At 43.4% G+C, this 13456-nt stretch carries 13 protein-coding genes and 1 tRNA gene; 7 read left to right on the top strand and 7 right to left on the bottom strand.

Annotated elements, in window-relative coordinates; translation table 11 throughout:
- Window positions 1–460 precede the first annotated feature (460 nt).
- A complete protein-coding gene (locus SIB80_RS06285; RefSeq protein ID WP_063419441.1) occupies window positions 461–1144 on the bottom strand; it encodes a peroxiredoxin-like family protein in 684 nt (227 codons plus the stop codon).
- Window positions 1145–1612: 468 nt separating this feature from the next.
- On the opposite strand from SIB80_RS06285, the gene SIB80_RS06280 reads away from it, so the two are divergent.
- Window positions 1613–1870 carry a hypothetical protein gene (locus tag SIB80_RS06280; RefSeq protein ID WP_063413963.1) on the top strand — a complete coding sequence of 86 codons (258 nt, stop codon included), beginning with the start codon at window positions 1613–1615 and terminating at the stop codon, window positions 1868–1870.
- 1076 nt (window positions 1871–2946) lie between these two features.
- Window positions 2947–3666 carry a peptide-methionine (S)-S-oxide reductase MsrA gene (msrA, locus tag SIB80_RS06275; protein WP_063419439.1) on the top strand — a complete coding sequence of 240 codons (720 nt, stop codon included), beginning with the start codon at window positions 2947–2949 and terminating at the stop codon, window positions 3664–3666.
- 335 nt (window positions 3667–4001) lie between these two features.
- On the opposite strand, the gene SIB80_RS06270 is transcribed toward msrA, so the two are convergent.
- On the bottom strand, window positions 4002–5222 hold the full coding sequence (locus tag SIB80_RS06270) for an alpha/beta hydrolase family protein (RefSeq protein WP_236076895.1): 1221 nt from the start codon (window positions 5220–5222) through the stop codon (window positions 4002–4004).
- Window positions 5223–5329: 107 nt separating this feature from the next.
- Window positions 5330–5491: a hypothetical protein gene (locus SIB80_RS06265; protein ID WP_236065992.1), complete on the bottom strand. Its 162-nt coding sequence runs from the start codon at window positions 5489–5491 to the stop codon at window positions 5330–5332.
- A 73-nt stretch (window positions 5492–5564) separates the two neighbouring features.
- Between SIB80_RS06265 and SIB80_RS06260 the strand changes: the two genes are divergently transcribed.
- The 4 genes from SIB80_RS06260 to SIB80_RS06245 all read left to right on the top strand — a co-directional run bounded on the left by SIB80_RS06260 (window position 5565) and on the right by SIB80_RS06245 (window position 6855).
- On the top strand, window positions 5565–5693 hold the full coding sequence (locus SIB80_RS06260; protein ID WP_255454306.1) for a hypothetical protein: 129 nt from the start codon (window positions 5565–5567) through the stop codon (window positions 5691–5693).
- 462 nt (window positions 5694–6155) lie between these two features.
- Window positions 6156–6323, top strand: coding sequence for a hypothetical protein (locus SIB80_RS06255; protein WP_169189876.1), 168 nt, complete (start codon window positions 6156–6158; stop codon window positions 6321–6323).
- Window positions 6324–6383: 60 nt separating this feature from the next.
- A complete protein-coding gene (locus SIB80_RS06250) occupies window positions 6384–6767 on the top strand; it encodes a hypothetical protein (protein WP_205909570.1) in 384 nt (127 codons plus the stop codon).
- A 14-nt stretch (window positions 6768–6781) separates the two neighbouring features.
- Window positions 6782–6855: transfer RNA gene (locus SIB80_RS06245), tRNA-Pro, on the top strand.
- Between the two features lie 574 nt (window positions 6856–7429).
- Here the strand turns inward: SIB80_RS06245 and SIB80_RS06240 are convergent.
- The 3 genes from SIB80_RS06240 to SIB80_RS06230 form a co-directional block, all read right to left on the bottom strand.
- A complete protein-coding gene (locus SIB80_RS06240) occupies window positions 7430–7747 on the bottom strand; it encodes a hypothetical protein (protein WP_236065991.1) in 318 nt (105 codons plus the stop codon).
- 867 nt (window positions 7748–8614) lie between these two features.
- Window positions 8615–8953, bottom strand: coding sequence for a hypothetical protein (locus tag SIB80_RS06235; RefSeq protein ID WP_063419438.1), 339 nt, complete (start codon window positions 8951–8953; stop codon window positions 8615–8617).
- 339 nt (window positions 8954–9292) lie between these two features.
- Entirely contained in the window at window positions 9293–9736 is a 444-nt protein-coding gene (locus tag SIB80_RS06230; protein WP_205909571.1) for a hypothetical protein, read from the bottom strand.
- Window positions 9737–10460: 724 nt separating this feature from the next.
- Between SIB80_RS06230 and SIB80_RS06225 the strand changes: the two genes are divergently transcribed.
- Window positions 10461–10796, top strand: a complete 336-nt coding sequence (locus tag SIB80_RS06225) for a hypothetical protein (RefSeq protein WP_205909572.1) — start codon at window positions 10461–10463, stop codon at window positions 10794–10796.
- Window positions 10797–12434: 1638 nt separating this feature from the next.
- Here SIB80_RS06225 and SIB80_RS06220 read toward each other — a convergent pair.
- Window positions 12435–12641 carry a hypothetical protein gene (locus SIB80_RS06220; protein ID WP_063419434.1) on the bottom strand — a complete coding sequence of 69 codons (207 nt, stop codon included), beginning with the start codon at window positions 12639–12641 and terminating at the stop codon, window positions 12435–12437.
- Between the last annotated feature and the right edge of the window lie 815 nt (window positions 12642–13456).

The raw sequence follows: 13456 nt of genomic DNA, 5'->3' as shown, positions 1-13456 counted from the left end.
CATGATAATAGAGAAGTTCTAGAATGCAGGACACTTGTGTAGTTAATTTATAATATGCAGACTATCGTTCATTTAAGATTGAACAAGCATCGGCTAACTTTCAGTCATGTCTTGTGATGATTAGATTTTTAGCAGGATTTAAAGAATTAAGTTATTTGATAAATTTTCTGATATTGCCTTTTTGGCAGATGGGCAGAGGGGTATTAAACTATAGATGTTTCGACGTAATAAGGATTATATATATAGTTTATTGCAATTTAGCCTCAAGGCACTGAATAACATAGCGGTGCCAACAACATATGTTGACTGCAACTTATACTAAATAGTTGCTAGACATTTTACAACGCTTGTTTAAGTATCATGCATATTATTATTGTTGTTTTCTATATACTAGTCGCCATATCGAAAGCTGGCTAGCAAGTGTGAATCATTAGAACATTGGAGTTGATTTTTATTCATATTAATTCTTATCTAGATATTGGCCTAGGAAAGAAAGGGGTTTGGCCATTGTTTCGGAGAATCCGAGGATCCCCTTGTCTTGGTGGCTATATAAAAGTATGTCGTCACAATCTAGTAAATAAGTACCGCCCCGTTGTGTAATGAAGTCGTCACGAGGTAAGTAAGTACCCAAGTTACTTAGCACTTCTATCATGTTTCGCAGTCGAATAGTGGCGAGTTCAAATGGTCTTTGAAAACCCTCACCACCAGCTCGCCTGAAAAAGGATCCTCTTACGGATGGGAATGGGGAGATGCTGATGGTTTCGTTGTTCGCGATTCGCTGGGGTGCACTACGATCTCCTGTGTAGCCACGTAGTACTTCAGACAGAGTGCCTGGAGAACCAATGCCTGCGCACATTAAAAACAATGCAGGCCAAGGGCCACCAAGTGTTTTTAGTCCGGCATAGAGACCCAGCGCTCTGTGGAGTGTCGGTTCCTCATCGACCAAGATATTTTGTTTAGGAAAGCCAGTAAAGGTGCAGAATCGTTCAGCACTCTCAGCATTGCCTATGCCTATGGCCAAAGTGGAGATCCCAGCAGCCCTTAGCCTTGGCATATCAGCTACTAGCGCTTGAGCATATTCGAGGCTGTCAAAGTCACCTAACTGGGAAAGCAAAATAATAAGTCGATATTTGCCTTTTTCCATGCCTGGCACCTGACTCAGTCTTTGAAGCAGTGGAAGGGGTGCTTTTACTGTGCACACGTCGTTAGGATTGTGAGATTAGTTTGCGCCTCAATAAGCGTACTACTTCTTGTTCATTCTAGAAACATCCTTCTAATTATATGAAGCAGGAAGGCTTGGTTTCATTTCTGAGATTTCCCTATTAGCTAAATCAGGCATGCATAGATTCTATGGACATCATAAAGTTGAAGCTTACAACAGAAGCGTTTTAGTTCATTAAAAACGATAATAAGCTTGGGCAATAACTTAAAAGAAGATCTATCTGTCAATCTATTAAATAGTGGGAACAAAGATGGTGTCTTCAACCCACACTCTGATTACCTAGAGCCATTGCTATCAAAGGGTTCATACCTCTCAATATGATATGTTTCAATCGCAAGACAAGCGGGGGTTAAAAGGCTTAAATGTAAGAAAGAGTATAAAGGCAATGACATGACAGTCAACACTCCATACTCCTTGCGTTGTACTCTCACCTTTGGAGACATCTATGGCCAAGTCTTGGCCTGGATGGCAGTGATCTTCGTAAGCCTTGCAGCAGGCCTGGGTCTAATGGGCTCGAGCAGGCCTCTGTTCGCTCTAGTTGGCGTTGGTTTGATCTTGGTATTAAGCCTTCCCTTCCTCCTGTTCGCCTTCGTAACAACCCTGCTCAACCACATCTCTCTGGAGCCCAAAGAAGCATCCCAAAGTTAACGATAATTGGGTAATGTGTGTTTCCAAACTGATCAACCTAGAGGTTTATAAAGGTAAGCCTATTAATTAAGATCCGAAGACGAAAATATTCTAAGTATTATGCCTTGATCCCACATCAAGGCAGCTATCAAGGGCTCTGCTTGGATATCACTAAAAACACCAAGGTTGCTCGTATAGTATAAAGTAAATCCACTATTGGCTTCAGCAAAAGTGATCCACCTCTGCAATCAAGTCAGGGGCCATTTGGTCGAACAACATTGGAAAGCCGATGACAAAAAAACTTCTTCCTTAACTATTTCAAATCAATGTTTCATATCATCACTAGGAAGACTCCTTTTAATTTTATTACCAGCATCAAAAGAAACGCGAATGGGTTAGTCTCGCAACCTCTAATCACAAAGGATCATAAAACTATAGCAAAGCCAAGTAGCAAAGATAAAGCGATCCAGAAACTCTGTTCGGATAAGGCTTGAATGGGAATTCAAAAGCATCAATCAAACAAGCCAATCTATTATATAAAACAACCTGGAAGAAGAGTATAAAATGATTTAATTTAAAACAAATAAAATCAGAAAATCAAAGAAGAGAAGCTGCTAGCCACCGAACCCTTGATTACAAGAATGTGCTTACAGATTGCTCTAATGGTGGAAACTTAAATATCTATTTCACGCATTGAAGCAACAATGAAATGCATTGCAGAGCTATCTCAACTCATATTGGGGGGTTTGTCGCTAGCAAACAAGAAGGTAGCCCTAACCGAATGGCAGCCAAACAGTTGTTAGCAGAGTTTTTGACCAGATCAAAAAATTATTGAACTTTAGCTAATCATAAAGTCAATCTGCTGTGTGTATAAGGGCAAGAAATTGTCAACGAAGATATTGTATGTTCACATAATTGAGGTAGCGATGGGTATTCTGAATCCATCTGATCTAAACAAGAGTGGATCTAAACTGTTGAACATGATCCTTATTATAGGCTTACCTCCCCTCTTTTTGTGCTTCGTGACAGGGCTCCATAACCACCTGCATCTAAAACCAAAAGGAGTTGCCTATGGTTAGTAATCTTGCCTGAGTTTGATGTTCCCATCGTGGTTAACCCCAAAGGCTTCAAAAGAGGCTGCAATTCCCTCAGGAACTGAGCAGCACGCCGTTCTAGGTACAAGCCTGCATGAACCTCTAACCACAGATCAGGAAGATGCTCTGTTTGCTTGTGGCTGCTTTTGGGGAGCCGAAAAGGGTTTCTGGAAATTGCCTGGGATCATCACCACGGCAGTGGGTTACGCCGGTGGTCATCAAGAGCAACCGACCTATCAAGAGGTCTGCTCAGGACGTAGCGGACACACTGAAATCGTACGGGTGGTGTGGAATAAATCCGTCATTGACTACAGCGACCTCCTCAAATTGTTCTGGGAATGCCATGACCCCACGCAAGGAAATCGCCAGGGTAATGATCGAGGGAGTCAATACCGATCGGCGATTTACACCACCACGATTCAGCAGATGGAGCTTGCGCAGGCGAGTCGAGACAGCTTTCAGCAACTCTTAAGCAAGGGTGGTTTTGGAGCAATTACAACTGAAATCAAAGCCGATCAACAATTCCATTATGCCGAGTCCTATCACCAGCAATACCTAGCAAAACCCGGAAGCAGACCATACTGCTCTGCAATGCCTACTCAGGTTGCTCTAAATGATTTCCCAGGTGCAAACTTTAAATTACCAGTAAGTATCTGGCAAGAATATGATTGGTCAGTTAGTCATTGCGTTCTAAGGTCTGGAAATGAAAAAATAAAGCTCTAGAAATAGCACACTTAAAAGGTAGAATCTCCACCAAGTTAACTCAAGACATACAACCAAAGCTTCAACTATACGCAAAGGAGGCTTAGGGCTGGGCAAACTTTCCCTGCAATTAAAGAGTCATCAACCGCATAAACAGGGCATCATTGTCAACTTTTCTTCGAGCAATAAAGTCTTATGGTTAGATAAATGTCGAAGTCAGTTAAATAGCGGGAAAGTTAGTCGAGGCGTACTCAAATATTTAGATGATCGTAATAGACAGGCCACAGGCAAATTCGAAGCATCTCTACATCCATGGCATTCTAAGAATTTTAGTCATAATTCTATTTACTTATTGACTATACATCCAGCACCAGACTTGCTTCGTCATTGCATAGATGAATCTTGAATTGCCTGGCAATTCGTTCAAACCTTCCACCAAGTTGTTTAGCAAGAAACTTCTCAATAACTGCATAAAGGGCTAGTGAGTTTCTCGGGTCTTCAATCCCATGACATTCGCCTGGAAAAACAATGAAGTCAACAGGCAAATCGTTGGAATGCATAGCTGCCACAATTGATTCACTCTCAGACAACTTAACTCGCACATCATTAGCACCATGTACAATCAATAAAGGACGCTGAATGCGGTTGGCGTAAGTTAGTGGTGAAATAGCTGCCAAATCGACCCGGCCAACACCTACCATTCTCTCCGTGGGTTTACGGATGGGCTCCCAATAAGGAGGAATAGATTCTAGTAAGGTTTCTACATTAGAAGGCCCAACTATATCCACAGCAGCAGCAAATAATTCTGGGTCACGCGTGAGCCCAGCCAAGGCAGCATAACCACCATAAGAGCCCCCCATAATCACAATCTTCTTGGGGTCGGCAATACCTTCATCAACCGCCCATTCAACAGCATCAACAAGATAATCCTGCATAGCGGCATACCACTGACCTTCGCCAGCCAGTAAATGTCTTTTACCGAAACCAGTCGAACCTCTGTAATTGACACTCAATACATGGTATCCGCGATTTGCTAAAAGTTGATGTACTGAATTAAGACCCCAATAATCACGAGCCTGTGGACCACCATGCACCAACAGCACAAAAGGTTGAGGGCCCGATTGATTTAAAGTTGAGCGTGTTAGGTAAGAAGGGAGACGCAAACCCTCACGGGCGCGTAATTCAATGCTTTCCATTGCTGAAAGCTTGTATTTATCAAGCGAAGGATTAACTGAGAAGAGTTTTTGGCCCTTTTTATGATTACGATTCCATATCCAATTCTGTGGTGAGAGGGTGTCAGAATATAAGATCACTAGCCATGTCATTGAATCGACATCATCATTAACAATATAAAATTCACGATCTTTAGCAAGTTGTTTAAGAGCACTCAGATCATTCACAAGTTCCTGATCTATGATAATCTTACGACTTCGTAAGTCAGTTTCAATCAAAATTTGTGGCGCATGAGCTTTAAGGTCAGATAGCTCAACTCCAAGTGTTCCACTTTCAGACTGGCACACGAGCTCATAAGGGTAATCTTCTTTACAACTATGCAGAGCTTCGGTGCGCCAGCGCACCAAGCAATGCAAACCATCTTTGATATTCAGCAACCCATACAATCAAGTTGCATTTCTATCGAACCCAAGAGGTGCTGATCCAGCCTGACTTTCTTCAAAGCTGAAACTTAAAAATGGTTTCCAATCTTTTTGGCCAGGCAGACGAAGGTCGTAAGTACTGCCACCATCTGGTTGTATCCGGTTTCGCAGAACCAACTGCCAATCACCGTCAATCCAGTCGACAAAGACCAAATGGCCATCATTGGCTTCATACAGTAAGCGACGCTCACCAGTCTCTAGATTGATTACCTAGAGATCGTGATAGCGATCATTTAGGCCGATGACCAACTCGTCGGGGACGTCTTGGTCATCACCCCAGATAGCAGCTTTGACACCCATACCTGGTTTGAGATCAATCGCCTCGCCAGTCGTTGGATCGATTCGAATCAGAACAGTGTTTTCATCGCCATAGCTATCGCGGCTAGTGATTAGATATCGCCCATCAACGCTTCAACGAGCAGGCCTAGTGGGACTATTCGTGCTGTTTGTAAGCAAGCATGGTTTAGATCCCACTTCAAGCTCTTGAGCCCAAAGATTGAGCACTCCCCGATGGGGAGCAATAAAAATCAGCTTAACATCTGGACTCAAGGTAACCCCACTCACCTCAGGGTTGCCAAACAAGACTTCACGTGGAAACAGCGGGACCTCCCCCTGAGGGAGGGTATCTGCAAAAGCAGGAGAGGAAAGTCTTATCGGTAAAGAAATAGTGGTTAACAGGCATTGCAGCGCTAAAGTTGCTCTAGGCAAAGAAAATCTTCTCATTGATCATTAATCGTTTTTTGACCAGTTTGACCAGAATTACTCATAAACAAAGACAGCCGCTTTCAAATAACATTTCCCACTACAAATTTCATATAATCTACAACTCAGCAAGCAGATCACCAACATGGAGCAATGAAGCCACCCTTGCCAGATCGATTGGTAATGCTTGCCTTAGCTGCCACTCTGATGATTGTCTTCTGCCTGATCTTCTCCTTGAGGCTTGCCGGTCAACAGGGGAAAGAACCAGCTCTACAGTGGCGGGAGGCCCCAGAGCCAACCTCAGAATCCTTACAGATCTAACCACCCCTGCCCATCTGAGCCCTTGTAGAAGTGGCAAAGTGGTCAGGATTCAGCATCAGGTTGCTGATCTTGCCCTCACCATCAGACCAACAGCAGCCACGCAGGTTTCTTCCGCTCCCTAAGGGCTTGGTTGAGCTCTATGGGCTCATCGCAGTTCTGATGGTGGTCATTCCCGAGTGGCTTGCTGAGGTCAGCTTGAACATGGGGAGCAGCACCAGCGAAGCTCAGCTTCCCATGAGGGCGCGCGCATGGAGAACGTTGCCGGAGCTGCAATTGGCAGCAATGAACCTTGCTGAATTGAGACAGCTGGCGCATCAGCTCAAGCTATGGGGCTACGCGAGCGAAAGCCGTGATCAGCTGTCAAGGCGACTCTTAAGGCGGTTGAGCAGAAGATTGCCTTCAAAACGGATTAGATCGGCCACTAGGCAACGTAATATCCTGTGATAGCTTGCCTAAGCCGGGGCGTGGCGCAGCTTGGTAGCGCACTACTTTGGGGTAGTAGGGGTCGTGGGTTCAAATCCCGCCGCTCCGATTCCGTGCATGACTGAGATCTCAGTCTTCAGGCCACTTCTCATTAGAGAGGTGGCTTTTTTAATTCATCAACATCTATATAGATTTTGTCAATGGAATTATTCAAGAGTCAATGAAGAATCCAAGCAAAATAACCATATAGTCAACGCATAATAAAACATTGCAAGCGACGCTTGTTCTGCTATCAAGACCGTTACTCGCCTATTAGTTACTCAATCTGCAATAGCTAACCGCAATAGCAAGCCAACCAACCCATGATTAGACCGTTAACGAGTCCTGTCATCAACAAATTAAAAGGATTGATCCAAGCTTAAACAATTGATATCCTAGAAAGAAGCTACTCAAAGGCTTGATTGTAAATCAAATAAGCACTAAAAAAGGCAACAATATATTTCCGAAAGCACGTTTACCTAAAGGCTTAAAAAGTATTACCGCCCATTGATTGAATGGGAGCGTCTATCCTAAGCCCTAAAGCAATATCAATCTTTGAACATGTTATCAACGAGTATTGCACAATAAAAAATAAAAAGGGTTGCCAGAAAAAAAAATTTTTTTTCTGGTGTGACATCAACGATTCATGACCGTTGAGAGCAATTGGGCTCCAAACCAGTTGATTGGAACCTGGTTGCAACTGAATAGCGATGCAACCAACGATTAACCCGTCGCCGCTGGCTAGGTGGAACCTCCTCAAGCAACTGGGACAACTCCAAGGCACCCAAACGTCTGAGTTCCCTCACATCCACATGCCAAAGGGCCTCAGCCTCACGGATCAAACGCGCCCAAGTTCGTACCTGCTGCCACTGACGCAGCCGCGATCGTAGTGGGTCAACTAGAAGTGAACGACTGAAAGTCCACTGCCTAGAGCGTTGATGGTGGCTGGGTAAAGCATCCATGTAACTACCTTGACGAATTCAAAGCCGATCCATGCAAAATCACCAGTGCGCTTCGGAGTTCTGAAGCAAATCAGCTCTTTCCATTCCAACAAGACTGCCTCGACTGTTTTTCCATCGTTTAAGAGGGCGGAGCAAGATCAACACCCACGTGCAATCCACGGGAAATACAGTGCGCAAAGCCGTTGCAGTAATGGTCTAGAAGTTTTCACATCACACTCTGATGCAATGGAAAGCTGTTCTCGATTGTGCCGTCGCTCAAGCTAGAAGTGTTGATAGCGGGCTAAGAGAAGCACATCAGAAGCTCGCGGATAAGGCCTATAGGCCGTGCTTGCAATCAAAGAATGCATCATGTTGTGGGTCGATTAGCTGTCGCTGAGGGTCAAGCAGAAAAAAACAGGTTTAAGTAGAATTTTTTTATTGGATTAACACTCAGCAGCGATGAACGTTTGGCAATTTAATTGCAAGCTGTCGTCTTTAGCTTACGGTAAAATAAAACAATTCTGTGATCATGGTAAATCACAGTCATACATTGAAGACGTATGACATTAATCAAGGTTATCAATGGAAAGGCTGAACTCGATTGAGTGAAGTAAATAATCGCAGAAGAAGGAAAGCCGAGCTTGCTGCGTTAAAGATTCCAAATGTTTAGTGGCGGTAAGCGAATGATATGGCTTGAAGTTGAAACTGAAGAGGAGGCAGAGAATTAATCATTGGCAGCTATTTACAGCTACGTGGCAAGAACCTAGATAGGGCTGACGGGTTGGAACGAGATTGTGGATAAATTATTGACGAGAGCCCGAACAGTAGTTTATGGATGCATGAGCATCTCCTATAAGGCTATCAACTTATCACATAGAGACAAAGATATCATTTAACAGTGAAATTATTGAGGTAATTTGCGATGGCAAAGTTAATCACGATTGCTTGGGTCCGTTCGTCTTTACTTAATCCTGACAAAGCCAGATCAGATTCAAGATCCGCAGAGACCAATTCGAGAGCCACCTTGACCTCTGGACGTTGCTGAAAATCACGAAATTCATCGGTAGCAGTACTAATCAATTCTTCGACATCAGTTGATAAGCCCATTGATTGACGTTGGAGGAGATAGGCTTGTATCTGCTGATAAATTTTTACAGAAATTGGAACATTTCCCCATGAAGCACGCAGTCTATCCTTGCTAATCGCGAACTCTTTATCCTTAGACATTTTAGGCTCCTTCAGGGATTCTATAATCAAACATACGCATCATGGGCCCTATAGATGATAAATGGTGTACTGATTTCATAATAGCAGCCTATTTGTCAAACTAAGCTGAATTTTAGAGTGCTGGTAAAGATTTAGCCTACAACAAGCAAAGACAATGGCTTTGTTGGGCTCTTATAATCCTAAAAGTAGAAATTTAATGATTGTGAGTCTCGCATCTATAGACACTTTGCCTAATTTTAATCAGACACTGCAACTTGCTCTATATCAATGAATAAATCCTAATGGCCGAGCATGATGGAATCTGTCCGGTTTTTGGGCTTGATAAGCGTCTTCTTAGGACTATGTATTTTGGCTATTATTAATTAACGAAGAAGGGTTAAAAGGCTTGGTTTGAGATTGTCTAGGACCTTGATTTGCCAGGTTAAGGATAGAAGTATTAAGCTCTAACTCGGAAACTCCAATATTATCTCCGCATGTCTCAAAAATATTCGCGGCAATGAATGAAGCCATATCTTCTTTTGGAACAGCCATTACTTCCTTTAAAGCACCTGAGCGCATTAAGCTACTTATCATTTGACGCCCAGCAACTAAGGCAGCTTGATCTGCAGGGCTTCCGTCTGAGATCGCAACACAGTACTTATCGGAGAAAGTCTCGCCCACCTCAGATACCGCAGGTGAAAGCTCGAAGTCATCTGCGAAGGCTGGTGAGGGACTGAGAACAGAAGCGAACAGAAGTATTGCACCAAGAAAGATGGACAAGAAATACTTAGACAAATTACGCATCTGGCTTATGACCTCTTTTAGGTCTTGACTAACTTAAAGATACCTGACCATGGGCCAACTAAACGCTAACAGGAGAATCTGAAGCGATTATTGATTTAATGCTGAGGGCAAAGCAAATCTTTTGTTTCTCCTTGAATGCGATTGCAACAAACTTAGGTAGTGCTGCTCATTCCACTATTTTGAGCATCAGCTTGAGCAGATCATAAAAAATTGTTAGTCCTGTCAAAACCTGGTTACACTGTTCTCATTTGTAGTTTATTTGTTCAGAACGCCTGCAAAAATAGCGGCTTTAATTGCTGAGCTAATCAAACAGCGAGAGAGTGCATAGACATCAAGACTGTTGCCAATGTCATTAGAGAAAAGAGCATCGATGTTGATCTAAAAAATTGAACGGCGCATTGGCTAGATTGCGACAGTCGATCATGTTGCCGCTAGGCAATAAAGAAATTTCAACCTAGCCAATCTATTCTTGATGCCTTTCTTTTTTACTTCTTCAATCACTACTCAAAGAGATAGGCTCAACCAAAGCAAGCTAGTGCCAGTCATTTGGATTAAAAGCGTTGATGCAGCCGCTAGAGATACAGTGATCAACACATTTGCTCGCATCGGCGATGGATCCTGGGTAGAAAGACCTATCAGTCATTGCTTTATCTAACCGCTGATTAACCTTTAAAACCATCATGCTTATGCCAGATTAAGCTGAGTGTACTATCGGAAATCTAAAATGTTGGCTGAATTCAAAACTCTATTCGAGCTTAGCCAAGAGGGTTACTTTAAAAAGCTGATGGAATCAGCCAGAGAGTTATTAGATGTCCCAGTCAATACTTTTAGCAACAGCACAGTTAGCAGTCAAATCGTGATTGGAATCATCGCAATTGTAATCCTTGGTGTTATCATTTTACCGTTCGGAGCAACCGAAGCTTCGATCAAGGCTTGTCAAGTCAACACAGACAAAAAACTCATCAAAGTTGGCGGCTCCGTAATCGTTGTAATGACCTCACTTAGTGCAATACTCTACCTCGAAGTTTTGAAGCTTTATGGAGTGTTTAGCAGTAGCTAAAGATTGAGACCTCCATCTAGCCAACGAGCTATTAAAAAAAATCCTTATGTTTATCACTAGCCTTAGAGAATGCATGTCTTCTTAGCAATAAGAAGGTTGATGTTAATTGATTGGAACTAATGAAAATATTGAATGACCTCAATGAAACACTCTGGATTCTTTTGATTACTGTGCAAGTCTAAGTCATGTTCTCCTGCAAGCAGTTGAGCCTATTTGACTGGAGGGGCAGAAATCATGATCTATCAGTAGGGTTCCGATCTCTGCGATCTGCCCAAAAGATTTACTTATGAAGATTGAAGAGGCAGAAGCGCTCTGAACACATTTGTCATAGATTCGCCAATGGGTCTTAATGACTTTCGCCTCGCTTTACAGTTCTTTGGCGTAAGCTTGTCAACCTCTTTCACCCCAAATTGCATCTGCAGCCATGCCTACTTAAATACCCAGGATTTGAATTCGCGGACAACTTTTTAGCTAGACAGCTACCGAAATAGTGTCCCTAAGTTGCCAAACCATCAGACCACGCGTCACAACCAGAAAAAGGGATAGAAATGCTATTCCAACACATAAAGGGCAATGTGGAAATCCCACTCAGCACTTCGCCAACTAATCAATTATTAGCCAGAGATTCAAAATTGTCCGCGAATAATGACACATTGATACTTTAAGGGCCAGTTCGTCGATCTCCCAATGGGGTAGCCACGCCAAAAATCACCCCTCAACGTGGCTCCAAAACAGCGCTGAGCTTGCTCGGAATCTTGTAGAGAGCATTCTTTCTCTATTCAGGGCCGTCAAATCTATTGCATTAAAAAGGGCAACCGTGTCGGATGCCCCTCAAGTCCAGGACTCATTTTCAGGGTATCTGCGTCCTTGTACTCCTAGTGATATTTAGCCAGGAGGGGAACATGGCGGCATGAGTAAAAACACTTGTTCAGACTGTAAGCTGCATCTAGCAGATGCAGCTTACAGAACTGGTTCATGCAAGGGTTCTCTAAAGCAATAGCAACCCTTTTTGCCAGACTGAAAAACATCGATCCTATGCAGCCAAAACAAGTCATAGCAATAGGTTTGCTTTTCACTCAAAGCACTCAGGGTGCAAGCTCACACCAATGAGTGAAAGAACTCATCATCTTAATCATTGATCGCGCAGATGGTGCGTTCATCGGGGACAAGCAGCCTCCACAAACCACACCGTCCAATGAACTTCAAATCCGCCCTTGCTGCGCTCAGTAGCAATGATTAGCACAACATCAGCACTGTCCATCAGAACTCCAGCCCAAGCAGATGATGGTTGCGGTCGCGCTTGGCGCTATTCCAAAAGTTACCGAGCCTGAGTAGTGAAGCGCAGACTGAGACCTGTTTATGTTCCTGTATCACGCCCTTATTCCCCCATTTACGGTCGATCGATTTATAGACCCGCCTAGCGCGGGTCTTTTATTAGAGAACTTTTAGGCCTACCTACAGATGGGGCAGACCTTTCAAAAGATCTTGGATGGCTATCGCGGCTCAGTAAACGTAACCTGGAGAAGATTGGCTGTTGCGTATCACAGGTTCAACAACGCATGGTTGAAAGGTCCGGTGGAAGGACCCGTCTGCCAAGTACTTTCGTCTTGGCCTATTCCCATGCTAACCGCGGCATACTTATTTGCCGCCGTTGCAGATCTGGAATTGCTTCCAATTGGTCTCGAGTTGACCATCAGGGTCTACCGTTAGTTCATGCACACAGCGATGAAAGAATCGTGACTGCTTGGCAATCGGTTCAATCTGAATCGCGCAGTAGATGGTTGAGAAGGTTGCTACGCCTGTTGCAAAGATCGCTAAGGAGGGATAGAGGTGATAACGAAACATCTCACGTGTTGTGAGCTTATTTGCCTCGAGATCGGCAATAATTGGTTTAGATGATCAATTGTGGATTCGCGTTTAGCTGGTTTACACACCATCGGCTTCAAAACATCGCTCTATGTCGTGATCCAGCACTAGAGGGGCTGTTCTGACGAGGAAGGAAGATAGCCGATATAAAGACGGGTAGAAAAGATAACTATGCTGCAAGGTAAGACGAAAGGCCAGTCATGAAAAAGAAGATCCCCCTACCGAGCAGAGGGTTGGCAAACAAACGTTGCGATGGCCAGCAGAGCGGGAACTATCATTGAGCACTGTTCAAAACATTCAACGCGGATTACACCAACATTTTCCTTGCCACAAGCAATACGATGATCCTCTTGTTGCAGAGATAAAGTCTCTATGGATAGGACGGCATCCAATGATTCAAAATATTTCACTTAAGCATATTCGAAAACAACTCATCAAAAGTATAATCATGCATGATTTGTAGCTGGATATAAAGTCAAATATGGCAAGCCCAATAAGGGAACCAAACTAGACCTTTGTTGAATAGATTCAAAATAAATGCCAAAAGCATTTCTATAACTTAAATAATTTATTTCTGCATTGGTTGGTCCCTTGCAAAAAGATGCTGTCTAAAATTCAGAGCCGCTGACGTAAATGATTGGCCATCTTCACTGCAGTGCTTGTTGAACTATCATTGATAGACTTAGGTTTCGAGCAAGCACAGAGTTGGCGATTGCCATGCCAGTCCTCAGAATGATTAAGTTAAAATACTGCCAGAAGTTTGGTTATGGCGGGTAGAATCCGAATGAAGTGGC

This window comes from Prochlorococcus sp. MIT 1327, from assembly GCF_047304785.1.
GTDB classification, from domain to species: Bacteria; Cyanobacteriota; Cyanobacteriia; order PCC-6307; family Cyanobiaceae; genus Prochlorococcus; species Prochlorococcus marinus_D.
Note: the sequence above shows the minus strand (reverse complement) of the source record. Positions and strands in the feature narration are given on the sequence as shown.